Annotated in this window: 19 protein-coding genes and 1 pseudogene; 6 read left to right on the forward strand and 14 right to left on the reverse strand. The window is 41.9% G+C overall.

Going from position 1 to position 18,709, the window contains the following annotated elements:
* The first annotated feature begins 95 nt into the window (after positions 1 to 95).
* Positions 96 to 1,124, forward strand: a complete 1,029-nt coding sequence (locus FTT91_RS02505) for a hypothetical protein (protein WP_167846241.1) — start codon at positions 96 to 98, stop codon at positions 1,122 to 1,124.
* Between the two features lie 292 nt (positions 1,125 to 1,416).
* Here the strand turns inward: FTT91_RS02505 and rplT are convergent, their stop codons facing one another.
* Positions 1,417 to 1,776: a 50S ribosomal protein L20 gene (gene rplT / locus FTT91_RS02510; protein WP_004975153.1), complete on the reverse strand. Its 360-nt coding sequence runs from the start codon at positions 1,774 to 1,776 to the stop codon at positions 1,417 to 1,419.
* Between the two features lie 11 nt (positions 1,777 to 1,787).
* Entirely contained in the window at positions 1,788 to 1,982 is a 195-nt protein-coding gene (gene rpmI, locus FTT91_RS02515) for a 50S ribosomal protein L35 (RefSeq protein ID WP_004975152.1), read from the reverse strand.
* Positions 1,983 to 2,319: 337 nt separating this feature from the next.
* On the opposite strand from rpmI, the gene FTT91_RS02520 reads away from it, so the two are divergent.
* The gene (locus tag FTT91_RS02520) at positions 2,320 to 3,081 is read left to right on the forward strand and encodes an energy transducer TonB (protein WP_180168915.1); all 762 of its coding nucleotides are present in this window, start codon (positions 2,320 to 2,322) and stop codon (positions 3,079 to 3,081) included.
* Between the two features lie 28 nt (positions 3,082 to 3,109).
* Here the strand turns inward: FTT91_RS02520 and FTT91_RS02525 are convergent, their stop codons facing one another.
* The 3 genes from FTT91_RS02525 to FTT91_RS02535 form a co-directional block, all read right to left on the reverse strand.
* Positions 3,110 to 3,538 carry a YqaA family protein gene (locus FTT91_RS02525; RefSeq protein ID WP_180168916.1) on the reverse strand — a complete coding sequence of 143 codons (429 nt, stop codon included), beginning with the start codon at positions 3,536 to 3,538 and terminating at the stop codon, positions 3,110 to 3,112.
* Positions 3,539 to 3,546: 8 nt separating this feature from the next.
* Positions 3,547 to 3,831 (reverse strand): hypothetical protein, encoded by a 285-nt coding sequence (locus FTT91_RS02530; RefSeq protein ID WP_004975148.1) that lies wholly within the window; start codon positions 3,829 to 3,831, stop codon positions 3,547 to 3,549.
* A gap of 72 nt (positions 3,832 to 3,903) precedes the next feature.
* Positions 3,904 to 4,521 carry a glutathione S-transferase N-terminal domain-containing protein gene (locus tag FTT91_RS02535; RefSeq protein ID WP_180168917.1) on the reverse strand — a complete coding sequence of 206 codons (618 nt, stop codon included), beginning with the start codon at positions 4,519 to 4,521 and terminating at the stop codon, positions 3,904 to 3,906.
* Positions 4,522 to 4,799: 278 nt separating this feature from the next.
* Here FTT91_RS02535 and FTT91_RS02540 point away from each other — a divergent pair, with 278 nt between their 5' ends.
* Both FTT91_RS02540 and FTT91_RS02545 read left to right on the forward strand, forming a co-directional pair.
* The gene (locus FTT91_RS02540) at positions 4,800 to 5,273 is read left to right on the forward strand and encodes an Hsp20 family protein (RefSeq protein WP_019836319.1); all 474 of its coding nucleotides are present in this window, start codon (positions 4,800 to 4,802) and stop codon (positions 5,271 to 5,273) included.
* A gap of 263 nt (positions 5,274 to 5,536) precedes the next feature.
* Positions 5,537 to 5,722 (forward strand): hypothetical protein, encoded by a 186-nt coding sequence (locus FTT91_RS02545; RefSeq protein ID WP_180168918.1) that lies wholly within the window; start codon positions 5,537 to 5,539, stop codon positions 5,720 to 5,722.
* A gap of 269 nt (positions 5,723 to 5,991) precedes the next feature.
* On the opposite strand, the gene infC is transcribed toward FTT91_RS02545, so the two are convergent.
* From infC to FTT91_RS02570, 5 genes and pseudogenes are all read right to left on the reverse strand, one after another.
* Positions 5,992 to 6,540 (reverse strand): translation initiation factor IF-3, encoded by a 549-nt coding sequence (gene infC / locus FTT91_RS02550; protein WP_074964463.1) that lies wholly within the window; start codon positions 6,538 to 6,540, stop codon positions 5,992 to 5,994.
* A 5-nt stretch (positions 6,541 to 6,545) separates the two neighbouring features.
* The gene (thrS, locus tag FTT91_RS02555) at positions 6,546 to 8,468 is read right to left on the reverse strand and encodes a threonine--tRNA ligase (protein WP_004975142.1); all 1,923 of its coding nucleotides are present in this window, start codon (positions 8,466 to 8,468) and stop codon (positions 6,546 to 6,548) included.
* A gap of 188 nt (positions 8,469 to 8,656) precedes the next feature.
* Positions 8,657 to 9,826, reverse strand: coding sequence for an alanine racemase (locus FTT91_RS02560; RefSeq protein ID WP_180168919.1), 1,170 nt, complete (start codon positions 9,824 to 9,826; stop codon positions 8,657 to 8,659).
* Positions 9,827 to 9,884: 58 nt separating this feature from the next.
* Positions 9,885 to 11,168, reverse strand: coding sequence for a D-arabinono-1,4-lactone oxidase (locus tag FTT91_RS02565; RefSeq protein ID WP_167846245.1), 1,284 nt, complete (start codon positions 11,166 to 11,168; stop codon positions 9,885 to 9,887).
* Positions 11,169 to 11,359: 191 nt separating this feature from the next.
* Positions 11,360 to 13,076 (reverse strand): annotated as a pseudogene (locus FTT91_RS02570) (neutral/alkaline non-lysosomal ceramidase N-terminal domain-containing protein).
* Positions 13,077 to 13,198: 122 nt separating this feature from the next.
* On the opposite strand from FTT91_RS02570, the gene FTT91_RS02575 reads away from it, so the two are divergent.
* Both FTT91_RS02575 and FTT91_RS02580 read left to right on the forward strand, forming a co-directional pair.
* On the forward strand, positions 13,199 to 14,227 hold the full coding sequence (locus FTT91_RS02575) for an AraC family transcriptional regulator (RefSeq protein ID WP_004975134.1): 1,029 nt from the start codon (positions 13,199 to 13,201) through the stop codon (positions 14,225 to 14,227).
* A gap of 202 nt (positions 14,228 to 14,429) precedes the next feature.
* Positions 14,430 to 16,076 carry an acyl-CoA synthetase gene (locus FTT91_RS02580; RefSeq protein WP_180168920.1) on the forward strand — a complete coding sequence of 549 codons (1,647 nt, stop codon included), beginning with the start codon at positions 14,430 to 14,432 and terminating at the stop codon, positions 16,074 to 16,076.
* Between the two features lie 109 nt (positions 16,077 to 16,185).
* Here the strand turns inward: FTT91_RS02580 and yjgA are convergent, their stop codons facing one another.
* From yjgA to panC, 4 genes are read right to left on the reverse strand one after another with little or no spacing between them, the layout of a single operon-like run.
* Positions 16,186 to 16,719: a ribosome biogenesis factor YjgA gene (gene yjgA / locus FTT91_RS02585; RefSeq protein WP_004975130.1), complete on the reverse strand. Its 534-nt coding sequence runs from the start codon at positions 16,717 to 16,719 to the stop codon at positions 16,186 to 16,188.
* Between the two features lie 2 nt (positions 16,720 to 16,721).
* Positions 16,722 to 16,991: an HPr family phosphocarrier protein gene (locus FTT91_RS02590; RefSeq protein ID WP_026438354.1), complete on the reverse strand. Its 270-nt coding sequence runs from the start codon at positions 16,989 to 16,991 to the stop codon at positions 16,722 to 16,724.
* The gene (gene rapZ, locus FTT91_RS02595) at positions 16,988 to 17,839 is read right to left on the reverse strand and encodes an RNase adapter RapZ (protein WP_004975124.1); all 852 of its coding nucleotides are present in this window, start codon (positions 17,837 to 17,839) and stop codon (positions 16,988 to 16,990) included. Before rapZ ends, FTT91_RS02590 begins: the two co-directional genes overlap by 4 nt.
* A 24-nt stretch (positions 17,840 to 17,863) precedes the next feature.
* Positions 17,864 to 18,709: a pantoate--beta-alanine ligase gene (gene panC, locus FTT91_RS02600; protein WP_180168921.1), complete on the reverse strand. Its 846-nt coding sequence runs from the start codon at positions 18,707 to 18,709 to the stop codon at positions 17,864 to 17,866.

An 18,709-nucleotide genomic window follows, 5' to 3' on the forward strand; every position in this document is an offset into this window, starting at 1 on the left:
CGCTTTGATGAAGCTTCGATGTAATGAAAATTAGATTAGCATCTTGAAATACAAAAAGTATAAGATAAAGCCAATCACCACGAGATCTCAACATTATGGCGCTCGATCAGATTTGGAAACAGCAACTTGCCCTTGTGACTTATGGCAATGAATATTTGGCTCAAGATTTAAGTTTTAATCATTGGCTCAAGCATCAAGTGTTTAACCAGCATCAAATTCAGTTTCGTGATTTATTGTCACAACATTTACTGGCACAACACTTTCAAATCTGGTTAGAGCATCTTAAACAACAAGGTGTGCGACGTTTAAGCCTACATCAGGCAAGTATTTTAAATGATGAAAAAAACCCCAATCCAAATGTAGAGTTATTGCCTTTTGCACACTTTATTGTGAGTCACGAGGCACAGCACAAATCTGCTTGGATTTTCGGAAAAGAGCTTGCAGAATGGTATACCGCAGAACAAGATTATATGGCGCCTGTTTCCCAACAGAGCGAGCTACGTCAGGAAGTCATGTGGCGCTATCAATTAAATCACAAACTCGCCAAACAGCTCGATGCAGATTTTGCCTCTCCAAACTGGGATGAAATTGATCGCTTTATTCGCTCCGAATTATTTTTAAATCCTTGTGCTACAGAGTTTGTTGAACCAGAGCAAAGCGCTAAACCTTATTTCGGTGTAGATCTTACTCAAAACGCAACTGAAAGCATGTACCCAACTTTGGCGTTAATTCCCGCAGACTACCCTGCTGCCTATGCACATCAGATGCTGTATCGTTTAGATGCACTGGATCAACACATTCAGAATAAAATCCAGCATCCTTATCATGCCGATGGCACAGAACTTGAACCAAGCGAACAACTCAATTTACGTCATTTTTCTCAGAAACTTGAAGATTTACACGCCAAATTTATCACCAAGGTTGCGAACCATTATCAGACCGCACAGCTCACGCCAGTGCAAACACCTGATCCTTTTGAATCAACGCCTAGCCAAGTACAAAACATCGCTTCACCACAAATACCAACACCTGCAGCTACGCATAAAGTGGGTACATCTGCCGTGATTAAACTGATTTTAATGACTGTGGTTATTTGTGCAGCTGCCTATTATTTTGGTTTATAAGCTTAGGGGCTGTTGACAATTCGTCTATGTTTGCGACAACGCATATTTTTTAGCTGATATAAGGCATGGGACAGGAAATTTAGTCATTCTAAATGACCGGCACATAACGCAATAGCAGCAAAAAATATGCTTGTCCTTCGCTGCGCCTTCCGCTGCAAACAAAGCAGTGCTTGTTTTTGCTCAGGCTGTGGCTAAAAATTTCTCAGATTGAGTTATGAAACTTGGCAGAGACCCTAAATTTCAGGCATAAAAAAAGACCGCAAATGCGGTCTTTCTTTTAAGTCATAAAGACTTATGCAGCTAATGCATCTTTAGCTTTTGTAGCTAAAGCAGCAAATGCAACTGCGTCATGCATAGCGATGTCAGCAAGTACGCGACGGTCGATAATCACTTGTGCTTTTTTCAAGCCAGCGATCATACGGCTGTACGATAAACCATTTTGACGAGCGCCCGCATTGATACGCGCAATCCATAAAGCACGGAATTGACGTTTCTTTTGACGACGGTCACGGTAAGCGTATTGACCTGCTTTGATTACCGCTTGGAACGCTACGCGATATACGCGTGAACGAGCACCATAGTAACCTTTAGCACGAGCAAGAATTTTTTTATGACGGCGATGAGCCTGTACACCACGTTTTACACGAGCCATTTATAATCTCCTTAGATGTATGGGCACATAGCACGAACAGCAGCAACGTCACTCACGTGAACCATTACACAGCCGCGCAATTGACGGATACGTTTAGCAGATTTTTTGGTCAAAATGTGGCGTTTGAACGCTTGTTTACGCTTGAAACCGTTAGCAGTCGCTTTGAAACGTTTAGCTGCACCACGGCGAGTTTTTAACTTAGCCATAACAACCTCTTTAAACACCTGTTCGGCACGTCTGCACCATTGCAAAAACGACCTGCAGGTAAGGGAGCGAGTATTCTAAAGCATCTTTGCTTAAAACAAAAGCATATTGGCTAAATAAAAAATGATCATTACCTCACTCATTTGCCGTAATTCAACTCAGGAAAAAATACTGGAATTGTGAACACCCACTACAATTCAAAATAAAGCTAAAGCTCTGTCAAAAATTGTGCAGATCAACACCCTAAAAACTTGCAATAAGTTGCGGATTACCCTTGCGATTATCCACAATTCCATCAATACTTCGCCTCGTCTTGTGTGAGATAAAAAAGACCGTAATATGATGAAAACATCTTTATATATAACTCTATTGCTTGGACTCAGTGCGACGCATCTTTTTGCAAAACCACCGCAGCAGAAATCGACACCAAAAGCCACACTCGAAGTACAAAAAAGTGCTGCCTTGCCTGCTCATCTCACCACACGCTTAGCATGGCGCAAGTTTCCACAACCCAAATATAAAAATGAAGATTTAAATCAACAAAACCGAGCTGCAATTGTGCGTATTTATGCAGATGAAACCGGCAAAATCAGTCAAGCCACTATTCAAGAAAGTACAGGGCTGAAAAAATTAGATGATGCCTTATTACAAGCGGTTCGCACTGCTGAAATTCAACCGACCTATGTAGAAGATACTGCCGTACCGACCATTGGTTTTCAAAGCTTTAATTTAAGATTTCAGGATAACCAGCACGAAGATTGCCAGTTTGATTTTCAATCTAAACAATGGTTAGCACAGCAACAACAGCAAAAAGTTCAATATAAGTATCGTAGTCAACCACAATTAAACTTAAGTGCGGAAGATTTAAAAAATCACTCACGTAAGTTAAAGTTTCAATTCAAAGTAAATAAGCATGGCGAAGTGAAACGTGTGGAATTGACACAAGGTTCGGGACAATACGCACTTGATCAACAAGTTTTAGCTGCAGTGAAAGCTGCTCAAGTAGATGTACCGCGTCAATTTTGGCTGTATAAAAAGTCAAAATTAAAAGATGAAATTTATTTTGATTTAAACACGTGTGATGCTCAAGAACAGTCATAAGTGTCTATAGATAATAGGGGTTGCTTGCTTAAACCCATGTATAAACAAAATAAATAAACAGATAACGCCCGATTTTGGCTAGACTCACCATCAACACAAAACGGGCAAAATGTTCTTTCATTAAACCTGCAATCAGCGTAATTGGATCACCAATAATCGGCACCCAACTGAGCAGTAAAGACCAAAACCCATATTTGGCGTAGGTGTGCTGTGCTTTTTCTAATTGTGTAGCCGAAACAGGAAACCACTTTTTATCTTTATAATGTTCGATCTTGAGTCCCAAATACCAGTTCACACATGAACCTAAAATATTACCTAGACTGGCAATGCTAATCAGCCATATAGGTGCATAGCGACCTTCAAATAACAGTCCAAGTAATACCGCTTCAGACTGCAGTGGTAATAACGTGGCAGCACTAAAGGCAGATAAAAATAAACCAAACAGCGTCCAAAGCATAGACGATTTTAAAGCCCTAAAGCCTGCTTGGTTTTACGATATTCCCAGTTCGCCCAAACAATACTGAGCAAAATGAGTGCCGCACGTGCCCATGTGTAACGCTGAGTAACAGGCTCAATCGCGGCACGTAAAACCTGCTGATCTGTACTATTTAAAGCCGCAATCATGTTCTGCACATGAAATGCTTCGATCACAAATAAGATCAAACAAGACACAATGCCCAAAATAATGCTCCAATACACTTTGGCGTTTTGCTCAACAATCTTGGTAAAGTTTAAAAAAAATTCTTGCATAACCCATCCAATAAAAAAGCCACCTGAAAAAGTGAGGTATCAGGTGGCTGGCATCTTAGCATAAAAGTAGATTTAAACTTGAATCGCGAGTGCTTTCTGCACCGCAGGGCGTGCAGTCAGGCGCGTAATATAGTCTTGTACATAAGGATAATCTTCTAGTGAAATATTTTGCCAGTCATGACGTAACACCCACGGCAAAATAGCCATATCCGCGATGGAATACTCACCTGCCACGTACTTTTGCCCCATCAACTGCTTATTTAACACGCCATACAAACGCTTGGATTCATTGATATAGCGTTCAATCGCATAAGGAATTTTCTCTGGTGCATAACGGCTAAAATGATGATTCTGTCCTAACATTGGACCAAAACCACCCATTTGCCACATGAGCCACTGCTCTACTTCAACACGCTCCTGTTCATCGGTAGGATAAAACATGCCAGTTTTGCGCCCTAGATATTGCAAAATTGCACCCGACTCAAACACAGAGATTGGCTCACCACGTGGGCCGTTCTGATCGACAATTGCAGGAATTTTATTATTGGGCGAAATTTTTAAAAAATCTGGCTGAAATTGATCATCTTCTGAAATATTGATGGGGAAAATTTGATATTCCAAGCCCATTTCTTCTAATGCAATTGTAATTTTATGACCGTTGGGCGTACCCCAATAATATAAATCAATCATTTGTGCCTATGCTCCGTGCACCTTTATTTTGGTGTTTCAACAACATAATAGATCTGACCAAAAACAACAAGTATTGCACCGAAAAATAAATTTTTATTATCTATTCAATTACTTGAAACTAAAAATAAAAAATTTTCGCGCTCTTCCTTGAATTTTTTTCACTCAAACACATATTTATTTTTGCATCAGGATGATATTTCATCTTTTGCCCTGTCGATGATGATCATGACAGATAAATTCTTGTTTTAAGACTTTGCTGACCTCAGGAGGTTCTAATAATGAGTAACATCAATCTTCATCCACTTTTCCGTCGCAGTATTGGTTTTGATCGATTGAATGATTTCATTGATTATGCCATGCAAAGCGATGCACCCAACTATCCGCCCTACAATATTGAAAAACATGGCGAAAACCATTACCGCATTGTAGTGGCAACTGCTGGTTTCGACCAGAACGAGCTGGATATTTCACTTGAAAACCGTTTACTGACCATTTCCGGCAAGCCTGAGGTTGTGCAAACCGAAGGTACTGAATATCTGCATAAAGGTATTGCCCGTCGCTCCTTTAAACTGTCATTGCGTTTAGACGAGCACATTGAAGTACAACAAGCCGATTATGAAAATGGTCTGTTGGTGATTGATCTGCAACGTATCATTCCAGAAGAGAAGTTGCCGCGACAAATCCCGATCGGCAAAAAGTTACTGCTAGAAAATCCGGAAAAGGTGACCGAAAAAACCGTGAATACGGAATAATGTGCTTATTCAAAGAAAGACTCCAACTGGAGTCTTTCTTTTTTTATACATAACAGCATAGTAGATTCAAAACATGCATAATAAAAACATAGATGAAAGCACAACCTTCAACAAAACAGTATCCGGTTGCTATCTTTAAACTTGCAGCCGTATTTTTTGTTCTCTTACCGCTCTTGGTAACTTCAGTTATTTTCTATATCGGGCGGAGCAATAATAGGACTTTTGTAGAAATCTGGACGCTATTCATTGAGCTGGAACTGACCATGCACTTATACAATCTAGGCTGTATAGCCATCGCAGTGGTCTTATGGAATTTACGTTTAATCATTACACCACAGAAAATTTATTATAGTGTTTGGAACATTCCCATTACTTTCGGCATTCAAAAACATGAAATTTATGATTGCCGGATTAATCATCAGTTTGATGCACCACTTACTTGGATGTGAAGGCAAGTAAAAACTTTCGATTCAACGAGTGATCTGGATGCATTTGACAGAAAAATGGGAACCATAGAGTTTATTTTTATTCATCAACAACCCATCAATTGGCTGAGACATAAATTCAGCCTGATATATTTACTCAGTTTTTCCAAACAGCATCGTCATGCCATCGTTCAAATGCTTCAAGACCACTGGAAGTTAAAATTCCATCGAGACTCATAAAACCAGCATCAAAAAGCCCTGCGATTGCAGGGCTTTTTAGACTCAATGAGTGCTTACTTTTTCTTTTTAGGACCAAGCAGCATTCCCATTTGACGACCTTCCATTTTTGGTGCTTGTTCAACTACACCATATTCAACTACGTCAGCTTCAACTTTTTGTAATTGAGCCAAACCTAACTGTTGGTGAGCCATTTCACGACCACGGAAGCGTAAAGTGATTTTTACCTTGTTTCCTTCTTCAAGGAATTTGATAATTGCACGTAATTTTACGTTGTAATCGCCAACATCAGTCGCAGGGCGCAGCTTGATTTCTTTCACCTGTACTTGATGCTGTTTTTTCTTCGCTTCTTTCTGCTTTTGCTTTAGATCAAACAAATGCTTGTTAAAGTCCATGATTTTACATACTGGTGGTTCGGCATTTGCCACAATTTCCACCAAATCAAGGTCGACGCTTTCTGCTGCGCGCAATGCATCAGCCAAGCTTACAATACCTTTTTGCTCACCATTTTCGTCTACAAGACGGACTTCTTTTGCACGAATTTCATCATTCAAAGCAGGACGGTTAGATTTTCCGCCCTGTTGATTACGGTCAGGCTGTTTAATCGCTGTTACTCCACAATATACCGGCCGCGTTCTGCGACGGCTGTTTTCACTAGGTCAATGAAAGCATCAATTGACATAGTACCCAAATTTGTTCCTGAGCGAGTACGGACGTTTACCGTTCCTTCTTCCACTTCACGGTCCCCAAGTACCAGTAAGTATGGAATACGCTCTAATGTACGCTCACGAATCTTAAAGCCGATTTTCTCATTTCTCAAGTCAGAAATAGCACGAATACCGTTTTCTTTAAGTTTTGCGACGACCTGTTCACTTGCAGCAGCTTGTGAATCGGTAATATTCATGACACAAGCTTGCACTGGCGCTAACCATGGTGGCATAAAGCCTGCATAGTGCTCAATAAGTATACCAATAAATCGTTCAAAGCTGCCAAGAATTGCGCGGTGCAACATTACAGGCTGATCACGATCATTGTCTTCAGTGACATAAGATGCCTCTAAACGCTCAGGCAAGTTAAAGTCACACTGAATTGTACCACATTGCCACACACGACCTAAGCAGTCTTTCAGTGAGAATTCAATTTTTGGACCGTAGAACGCACCTTCACCTGGTTGTAACTCCCATTCCAGACCTGCAGCATCCAAGGCGTCTGCCAAAGATTTTTCTGCCATATCCCAAAGTGCATCATCTCCCACACGTTTTTCAGGACGTGTAGACAGTTTCATTTGCACCTCTTCAAAACCGAAATCTTTATAAACATCTAAAGTCAGTTTGATGAAGTCTGCAACTTCTGGCCCAATTTGTTCTTTGGTACAGAAAATGTGGGCATCGTCTTGGGTAAAACCACGTACGCGCATAATGCCGTGTAATGAACCTGATGGCTCGTTACGGTGACATGAACCAAATTCTGCCAGACGAATTGGCAAATCACGATACGACTTTAGCCCTTGGTTAAAGACTTGTACGTGACATGGGCAGTTCATTGGTTTTACTGCATAATTACGGTTTTCAGAATGGGTCGTGAACATATTGTCTGCATAGTTGGCAGCATGTCCTGATTTTTCCCATAGCGTGAAATCGACCACTTGCGGGGTACGAATTTCTAGGTAACCGTTGTCTTGTTGTACTTTACGCATGTATTGCTCAAGTACTTGGTAAATTGTCCAACCATTTGGATGCCAGAACACCATGCCCGGTGCTTCTTCCTGCATATGGAACAAGTCCAAAGCTTTACCAATTTTACGGTGGTCACGCTTTTCTGCTTCTTCAATACGTTTGATATACGCCGCGAGCTGTTTTTTGTCTGCCCAAGCCGTACCATAAATACGTTGTAACTGTTCGTTTTTCGCATCACCGCGCCAGTAAGCGCCAGAAATTTTGGTGAGTTTGAACGATTTTAAGAATTTAGTATTTGGAACGTGTGGACCACGACACATATCCAAATAGTCTTGGTGATAGTACAAGCCCATTTGGGTTTCGTTTGGCATGTCTGCAATCAAACGTAATTTATATTCTTCGCCACGCGCTGTAAATTCTGCAATCACTTCATCACGCGGGGTCATTTTTTTTACAACATCATAATCTTGGTCGATGAGCTTTTTCATACGCTCTTCGATTGCTGCCAAATCATCTAACGTAAATGGACGAGGCATCCAGATGTCATAGTAGAAACCTTCTTCAATGACAGGACCAATCACCATTTTCGCTTCAGGAAAAAGCTGTTTTACCGCATGCCCCACCAAGTGCGCACATGAGTGACGGATAATCTCTACGCCTTCTTCATCTTTAGGCGTAATAATTTGTAGGGTTGCGTCTTCGGTAATTAAATCGCAGGCATCGACCAAACGATCATTCACACGTCCAGCAACTGTATTTTTGGCAAGACCCGGACCGATGCTTTGAGCAACTTCCATCACAGATACGGCTTGATCAAACTGTTTTTGATCGCCATTTGGCAAAGTGATAATAGGCATAGATAAAAATCCTTAAGGAGTGATGCCCCGTACCATGGAGCATATCACCGCGAGATTATGATTAAGGGAGACCCTCAAAAGATAAAAACGGTGTATAAATAAAAAGCGCCTTAAATTTTACACGGCTTGCGTACAGGTTTAAACCTTTGTGTACTAAAAAAGCCAAAGAATCGGCATTTCAGCTGTTTTTATTCCCTAAAGGTTGCCCACGGCGTGAATTGTCCATGTTGATAGGCATACACCGCTTCAAACTGTGGCAACACCGCCTCACTCTGTTGCGGGCGTAAAAATACATAATCATCTATTTGGATGCGATGCTGTTTGGGTACTTGAATCAACTCTTGATTGCTACTGCGTCCGTATAAAGCATGTGGATGACTGCTCTCAGGATAAACATAATCTGCCATCCAATAGCCACCATAAACAAAAACGGCTTGATTGGATTGTGGCAAATAGGACTGCAAACGATCTAAGCCAGGCACTAGTACCGCAGCCAATACCTTTAAAACAGGTGTTGCAATCCAAAGTGCGCATTGCAAAGTAGACAAACCGTTCAGGTCGAAATCACTGGGTTTGAGCAACATGGAACCAAAAGCTAAATCATTACACTCACTTTGCTGACAATGTTGCATAAAGGTCAGGCTACCGCCACCGTTAAAGCATAAGTTGTCGTGCCACAATTCAGGAAAATGATCTTGAATCAGCTGCTTATAGTGTCGGTATTGCTGTTGCGAATCTTGATAGGCTTTGGCTTGCAATTGAAACACATTCGGCAATTTGGTCACATGTGCGTCATAACCCATCAAACCTGAAAATTTTAAATGTTGTGGATGCTGCTGAATCAATTCCAGCATTTGCATAAATCTAGCATGATCTTGCGCCCCACCACGATGCAAACCGATATCAATTTCAAGATTAATATTCAAACAAAGCTGGCGTTGTTGTGCCAAATGTAAATACTGTTGTAAACGTGCAGGTTGATCAACCAACCATTGTAAATGCAATTGGATATTCTCAGCAGACGCCATCACCTGCTGATAAAAAGCATCTACCGCACGTATTGGCATTGGCTTGCCAAACAGTACATCTGCTTGTGGAAAGTGCTGCATCACTTCATACAAATGTGGCAGATGAAACAACATAAAACGCTGCGTATTCAGACTTTGGCTTGCGTGTTGCAATATCTCCAAACACGCTAGCGATTTCACCACCAGTCGTGGTTGCAACCGTGCAGGCAAATGGGCTGCAACATAATCCAAGTTATGCTGAAAACGTGCCATATCCACAATCAGTTGCGGTGTTCCTGTACCCTGTTGCTGCAAACTGTGGGTGAGTTGCTGAAAATAATCACTTTGCATGTCACGCTCCCTAATTGAATGCTCTTATTTTGCGATTGCTTGAGTTGTTTATTGAACATCACGCTGCACTCAAACTTGGAATCGTGAAAATTTGTCTTAAATATGGATTAATCCATTTTTGCTGTGGATCAAGCTGCTCACGAAGTTGCATAAAATCATCCCATTTTGGATATAACTCACGTAATTGATCCGCTTGCATACTGTGCAATTTGCCCCAGTGTGGACGTCCCTGATATTTTTGTAAAATCGGTTCAACCCATTTAAAAATATGTTGGCAATCTTGTTTATAAAATTGGTGGATTGAAATAGACACCGAATCCCGTCCATAAAAAGGACTCAGCCAAATATCATCGCCTTTGACATAGCGAAACTCGATTGGGAAAAACATGGCGACACGCTGTTGTTTCAAAACCGCCAATAATTCTTCTAAACACGCCAAACCTTGCTCGGCAGGCAATTGGTATTCCATTTCGTTAAATTTGGTATTGCGTGGCGTTGGGAAAATTTGACTCGACCAATCGACATGAGTACTCGGTTTGATAAACACGCCCAACAAAGATTGTAAATACGGATTTAACTGTGGAAAAACACGGGTTATTTCCGAACAAAAATTTAATAAACGGTCTTCTGATAACCAATATTGCGGACGAGGATCCGTCAATCCTCGGCTCTCATCTAAGGTTTTTAAAATCACCTGATCACTGTGTAAAAATGCCCAAAACTCAATATGGCGATGTTGATGCTTCCAACGGTCTATATATTGATAAATATCACTCAAGGCACATAAACGTAGCTGCTCTTTGAGTTTATAGCGCGAACGGTTTTGTAAAGTGATTTTGGTCATCACCCCAAAACTGCCCAGCGCGACCCGACCTGCCTGAAAAATTTCAGCATTGTGTTCAGGTGAACATTGCAACACCTCACCCTCTGCTGTGAGCAGTTCAAAATCAGTCACCAAAGCCGATAGACAAGGTAAATCCACACCTGTGCCATGTGTTCCTGTTGCAACCACACCTGCCAAACTCTGATGATCAATATCGCCCTGATTTTGCAGCGCCTGATGAATCGGAGCTAGACATTCACCCAGTTTGTACAGCCGAGTCCCTGCATGTAAGGTGCATTGCTGCTTTTGTGCATTAAATTGATGCACCCCCTGAATATGATCTAAATTCACCATCACATCATCGGTTGTGGCTAAGGGGCTAAAGGAATGCCCTGCTCCGACCATTCTAATTTTGTCGTGCTTTCGCACAATTTTTTTCAGTTCATCTACATTTTTCGGCTGTAAAAAGTCTGGATAGGCTGTTTGCTTTCCAGACCAGTTACTCCAACGCTGTTTCATAATCCTTCCTTTTTCTGCGTGGCATTTATTTTTATTGCAGTTTGTTTTGCGTTACTTTTTAAAGTACCGCATTAAAAAAATAGAGACACATGGATGAGATAAATGACCTCTCTATCCATATTGATTTAGATTAACCTCCTGACTAGTACATGATTTAGAATATGTTTCACATGGAACAATGTATAAAAAAACTACAATTCATTTAGCGCATTAGCTTTCAAACTGTCACGATATGTTCTTTTTTCTAATTCATCCAAAGGTACAGCGGGCGGTAATAACGATGCTGTATCGCGTTGTGGAATAGGCAAATTCAATTGCTCTGCTAAATATTGAAATTTAGTTTGCAACGCTGCCAAAGTCCACTGTCCATATAAAGTGTGACCACCTTCATAGGCTTGTTATTGATATTCCTCGAAGGTGGTCACATAGCCCATATAATCATTGCAATATGAAGCCAACCATACTTTTGAGTCGATTCCAATTCTTGTTGTACGGTTACTTTGAGCCGCTTAGCTGCAACAGTAGTAATTTCCCCAGGACAGCACAGCAAGGTTAAGTCGCCAATTTTAATTAATTGTAATGGCACTACATTCGGTACCAACAAGCTATGATCAATTGCGCCTACACTGGCCTGCTTGTTCATTTCTGCAATCAGTTTGTCTAAAAATTTAGGATAATGATTCAGTGGCTTGCCAAAAATGGTTTTAGAACCACATTCCAGCACAATATCTTTGGGGCCTTGTGAGGCATATAGCTGTTGATAATAGCTATAATCTGCGGCTTGAGGATTACTCAACTTTTTCTTTTTCACTCGCTGCGCTAACCATTGCATACCTTTAAAAATCGGTTGTGCCACACCTGCACCATCTACAGGTGTTCCTGCAAAAAATGCTGCACCATGACAGGCTGCACTGGTTTTTGCATCTGTTTGCCCCATCGCAAATTCAACTGGAATTTCAATATTGCTTAAATCGACATAATGGCACACAGCATCTAAAGCTCCCATTAACGGCGTACCTCTATGTGCCAAAGCTTTCAGTGCCAATTCACTTTGATAGCGACCATTTTGCTGTGTATATTCGTATTCTTTTTCATCGCGCATTGCAGCACGTACCTGTGACTGCTCAGGGCCATGATAATGTGGAGAAACATCACCCGCTGCGGCTTGGGCAAAAATTGCCACAGGATTTTTGACCCCACGTTGTTGCAGTGCACGCTCGGTACAAAGTGCGGCATAACCTTTGTTATCACCATCATGAGCGCTTAAACGACTGCTTAAACAGGTAGCATGCACCCCAAATAAAGAAAAAACTGCCTGTAAATTACCTTCGCGATAAAAACCAAGCAATTGCATATCACGATCTAAGGCCAAATGTGCCTGTTCCAGCGTTCTACGAGATACATCAGGATTACGGTTATACGCTGTTAAAGAGCGATTCCATGCCACTGGCGTTTCTTCTGCAAAACGACCATTGCTCATATAAATATCGGTTTTTTCTGGGTCGCCAAAGCTTTGAGCACACTGCCCACAATCGCATCGACCACTGCATTTAAATGTTCAGGCACAAAACCAGGTGTGGGCATATTGTACAACGCTTCATGTGCACAACCGCCAGGTGCAGAATGAGTATGCGTTGCCATCAATACCAAACGCTGCGGCTGAAAACGCTCCCCCAGTTTACGCTGTAAACGCTGTATCGCTAAATGACGCATGGCATAGGTCACACACCCCATATCCAGACAGCAAAAAATTAATAAGTCATTGTCTAAGGTTTGAATACAAATACTGCGGGCAAATAAAGCTGTTCGTTGTTCATAGGCACGATGTTTCCAGTTGCCATAACCAAACATGGCAAGCCCTTTTGGCTGAATATGAATTTCCTGTTTATCCCAACCCACCAAATACATTGCAATCGTATTCCTTTTCATCTATACAATCAGTCATGACGCTGATCAACGCCATTAAACAAAATTGCATCACGGCAAATAAGGGTCAAAGCGACAATGGCATGGGGGGGATAATCGGACTTATGTCAGCAACTTCAAACTACTTGCTGCAGCACGTGCCGCCTGCCTTATTGTCAGGTCTGATTCATTACGCCAAAGAACAACAGATCCCCTATCAACCATGGTTTCAGGGAATTTCTCAAGATCTTGATCAAATCGTCCAAGGCAATGGTTTTGTTTCATTTCAAGATATTTGCAAAGTGGTGACACGCGCCCTGCAAGACACTCAATGTGCACATTTAGGCTTAGAAATTGGACGTGACAAGGGGCTGATTTCCATGGGCATGCTCGGTTTTGCCATGGTGTCCAGTCAAAATGTTGTAGAAGCCTTACAGACAGGACTGCAGTACCATCCCATTTCAGGCAGTGTGATGGATTTGGAGTACGATTTTTCCTCGACCTCTCCTACACTGGTGATGAAAGAGCGTTATCCCACGGGGAACTTACTGCGCTTTTTTTGCGATGAAGTCCTCTCCAGTATTGTTAGCTGCTTAGACGTCATGCTTGGCAATCATCAAGATTTGGTCGAAGTGCATTTTAGTTTTGCCCAACCCGACTATTTAGAGGCTTATCAGGTGCATTATCAATGTCCTCTGCACTTTTCATCATACATGAATGCTTTGGTGTTCCGACCAGAGATTTTAGGACGCCAAATTAAAACCTCTAGTGCCGCCAATTACAGCACCGCCCTGCGTGTCTGCCAACAAGCGTATCAGGATATGCAGGCGATTAATCAACAGCAATATGCACACGTGTTGAGTTATCTAATCGAACAGCATTTACCTCAGCACTTTGATATGCACCAAGCGGCACAACATTTTCAAATGAGCGAAAGACATTTACGCAGACAATTACTTGCCGAAGGCTGCAACTTCCAAAACCTGCGCCAACACGTTTTGGAAAATAAAGCCAAACAACTGCTACAACAGCCTTTGAGCATGACTGAAATTAGCCAACAACTTGGCTTTAGTGAATTACGCGAATTTCGACGTGCATTTAAGCGTTGGACAGGTCTCAGCCCATCACTCTATAAAAGCCAAATGACAGAATAAGTTAATATTTTCCAATAAGCTACTATTTTTATTGAATAAAAAATAGCTGCTAAATTTTACTTAAACTATTTTTTAAATGTACTTACAAGCGATTCAAAACAAAAACAACAGATTTTCGACTAAAGCATAACTGCAAAGCTGCCATAAAATCCCTATCTTTTTAAGTTGGATAAAATAACGACACATATTATGGAGAATAACAATGGTCAGCGCATACGATGAATTACCGCGTACCCCTGCGAACTTTGTCGCCTTGTCCCCGTTACGTTACTTAGAACGGGCAGCTTATATTTACCCGCACCAAAACGCGATTATTCACGGTTCACGTCAAATTACCTGGCGCGAAACTTATTTGCGCTGCTGCCAATTTGCACATCAACTTCAAAATTTAGGCATCAGCAAAAATGACACTGTTTCGGTGCTGCTTCCGAATGTTCCTGCCATGCTAGAAGCACACTTTGCTGTGCCAATGGCGGGTGCAGTGCTGAACACACTAAACACTCGTTTAGATGCCAAAACACTGGCGTTTATGCTCGATCATGCAGAATCCAAAGTGCTTTTGGTTGACCCTGAATTTGCGGCTTTGGCACAAGAAGCCTTAGCGATGGTCAATCATGAAATTTACGTGATTGATGTCAACGATGCAGAATATGAGCATGCTGCCAATGCCCTTAGCATCGGACAGATTGAATACGAAACTTGGCTGGCTGCAGGTGACCCAAATTTTGAATGGCATTTGCCACAAGATGAATGGGATGCAATTAGCCTGAACTATACGTCTGGCACGACAGGCAACCCGAAAGGCGTGGTCTATCATCATCGCGGTGCCTACATTAATGCAGCCAGTAATATTATTGCCTGCGGGATGACCCCACGTGCAACCTACCTATGGACACTGCCCCTATTCCACTGTAATGGCTGGTGCTTTGCATGGACGATGGCAGCCAACGGTGGCACAAATATCTGCTTACGTAAAGTCGACCCTGAACTGATTTTTAAATTAATTGCAGAGCACAAAGTCGATTATTTCTGCGGTGCGCCAATTGTCTTGTCGATGCTCATCAACACCCCTGAGGAGAAAAAGACCCAGTTTGATCACCGTGTTGAAGTGATGGTTGCGGGTGCTGCACCGCCAGCAGCAATTATTGAAGGTATGCGCAATATTGGCATTAACGTAACTCACGTTTATGGCTTAACTGAAACCTATGGCCCATCTGCGCTGTGTGCTTCTCAAGCAGGCTGGAGCGAGCTATCCATTCAAGAACAAGCACAATTACATTCGCGTCAAGGCGTGCCTTATCCGCTGCAAGATGGCATGAAAGTTTTAGACCCAGAAACCATGCAACCTGTACCAAAAGACGGCAAAACCATGGGCGAAATTATGTTCCGTGGCAATATCGTGATGAAAGGCTATTTGAAAAACTCAAAAGCTACCGCAGAAGCATTTGCAGGCGGTTGGTTTCATACAGGTGATTTAGCCGTCTGCCAACCCGATGGCTACGCCAAAATTACTGACCGTTCTAAAGATGTGATTATTTCAGGGGGTGAAAATATTTCGTCACTCGAAGTGGAGGAGGTGCTGTATCAACATCCTGCAGTTTTGACAGCCGCAGTGGTGGCAAAACCAGATCCACGTTGGCAGGAAGTCCCGTGTGCCTTTATTGAACTGAAAGAAGGCAAGCAGGTCAGCCCTGAAGAAATTATTGCCTATTGCAGTCAACATTTGGCGCGTTTTAAAGTACCAAAGGATGTGGTGATTACTGAAATTCCAAAAACATCGACAGGTAAATTACAAAAATTTGTACTGCGTGAATGGGCCAAAGAGCGTTCAGTCGGTGAGTTTGGCTAAAATTTGAAAATCTCTATATTAAGACCAAATAAAAACGACTCGTCATGAGTCGTTTTTTTGTGCAATCATCAGCTCACGCTATCTATCTTCTTAGATAAGGTACGCTAATCTAGCTTTCTGACAATAAAGCCACTTGCTGCACATAGTTAAACAACTTGAGCTTAGATGCTTCAAGTTCTTCCGCAGACACTTCCTGTTTCATATCACGGTGGATACGCAACACATGCTGACGCAGTGTATGACGTTCAGCCGCTTTATAGGTTTTACTAAAATCATTAATCACAGGGTCGCCGTCTTTAATAATTCGTTCCACCCAACGCTGTAACTGTGCGGTTTTTTTCGCACCTTGTTGCGGTGTCAAATAAGACAAAATTACGCTTTCATCTTCATTACGCAACAATTTACCAATACGCTGACACTGACGACGACGTGCTTCATGTGAAGTAATGCTTTGCAATTCCAGTAAAGCATCAATTAAACGCTCTTCTACTGGAAGTTTCTGAATTTGTTTGGCGCTTAACTGCGCCAATTGTTCGCCCAGTGCAGCCATACGTTGTACGGCTTTTTTCTGTTCGGTTTTACTTGCACGCCCTTCTAAAGATTCAAAGTCATCTTCGGTAAAACGTTGCGGTCGACGTGCCACGATTAATCTGCCTCGTAAAATTTTGCTGCAAACAGTGCTTGAATATCAGATAAAGCTTTTTCTTCATCTGCACCATCAATCACCAAGCGTAAAGTAGTTCCCTTGCCTGCACCTAACATGAGCAAGGACATAATATTTTTGGCATCAACCAATTTGTCGCCTTTACCAATTTGGATTGACGAACGAAATTTGGTGGTCACTTCAATCAGTTTCCCAGATGCCCGTGCATGTAAACCTAGTTTATTAATTACGTCAACAGTTGTGTCAATCATGACCAGTGCTTCATTTCTCGGTGTAAGACTTGAATAGACCATTTTGCCTCAAGTGCTTTTTTTAGTCTATCTACGATATAAACGGAACGGTGTTGCCCACCCGTACAGCCAATTGAAATGGTGATGTAGTGACGATGCCCTTCGGCAAAGGCTGGCAACCATTTTTCTAAAAACTGGTGGATGTCCTGAAACATTTCATGGGTTTGCGGACTTTGTTGCAAGAATTCCTGCACAGGTGCATCTAAGCCTGAATGTTTTCTTAGCTCCAAATCCCAATGGGGATTGGGCAAATGACGCACATCAAACACATAATCGGCATCTAAGGGAATTCCGTGCTTATAGCCAAAGGATTGTAAAATCACAATCAGGTTGTCGGTTTGCCCAAGTTTAGACAACAACACATGTTTTAAATCATGCACGCTTTTGTCCGTGGTATCAATATGCACCGTAGAGCGGAACTGAATCGGCATCAACAAGTTTTTTTCTTCTTGAATACATTCATTCAAGCTTTTAAAACGGCTAGAGAGTGGATGCGGACGGCGTGATGCGCTAAAACGGGCAATCAATTCCTGATCTTGCGTGGTCAGATAAATAATATCGACTGAACCATGCTTTTGCAGTTGCTCAAATACCAAATCAAACTCTTGCAAGTCGGCACGGGTACTGCGTACATCTACCCCCAATGCCAACTGTTCCAAGTTATTTTCCTGATCCAGTTTATCCACAATTTCGGGGAGCAATGCCAAAGGTAAATTATCAATACAGTAATAACCTAAATCTTCCAACACTTGTAATGCCGAAGATTTTCCTGAACCCGATTGACCTGTCACGATCAAAATACGTTTCATGGCATGCAACCCTTCTATTGCCAGCTATGCAGAATGTTTGACCTGCAAATTATCAATTAAACGTGTATTGCCCAATTTTGCCGCAACGAATAACACCAGATCTTCACTAAATGCTTCAATTTTCTGCAATTCTGTTGTACGCGCTTCTACATAGTCCACAACAAAGCCTGCCGCTGTCAATGTTGCTTTAATATTCGCTAACACTTGTGACAAAGTTTCACCTTGCTGTAATGCTTGTGCAGCAGCCTTTAAACTTTGATAGATTGTCGGTGCAATTTGACGCTGCTCTGCACTCAAATACCCATTACGTGAGCTAAGCGCCAAACCATCTGCCGCACGTACAATTGGCACGCCAATCACTTCTAGCGGAATATTTAAGTCGCGTACAAACTGACGAATGACTGCCAGTTGTTGATAGTCTTTTTCACCAAAGAAAGCATAGTTTGGCTGTACCATATTGAATAATTTGGTCACGACCACCGCAACACCATCAAAGTGTCCAAGACGCTGCAAGCCACACAAGTCTGCCGTAATCTCACTCACTGAAATATTGGTCAAACGTGGTTTGTTACCATACATTTGCTCAACTGAAGGCGCAAAAATAATGTCGCAACCGACCTCTGCCAACAATTGGCTGTCTTGGTCTAAAGTTCGCGGATAACTGTCAAAGTCTTCATTAGGGCCAAATTGAATTGGATTGACAAAAATACTGACCACCACCACATCACATATTTTTTTCGCTTCGCGCACCAAGGTCAAATGCCCTTCGTGCAAATTGCCCATAGTCGGAACAAAACCAATGGTTTTACGCGCAGCGCGTGCAGACTGTAATGAAGCCGCTAAGCCTTGAATTGTGGTTTCAGTTTTCAT

It is taken from the genome of Acinetobacter sp. YH12021 (genome assembly GCF_013420145.1).
In the GTDB taxonomy this organism is placed as follows: Bacteria; Pseudomonadota; Gammaproteobacteria; order Pseudomonadales; family Moraxellaceae; genus Acinetobacter; species Acinetobacter towneri.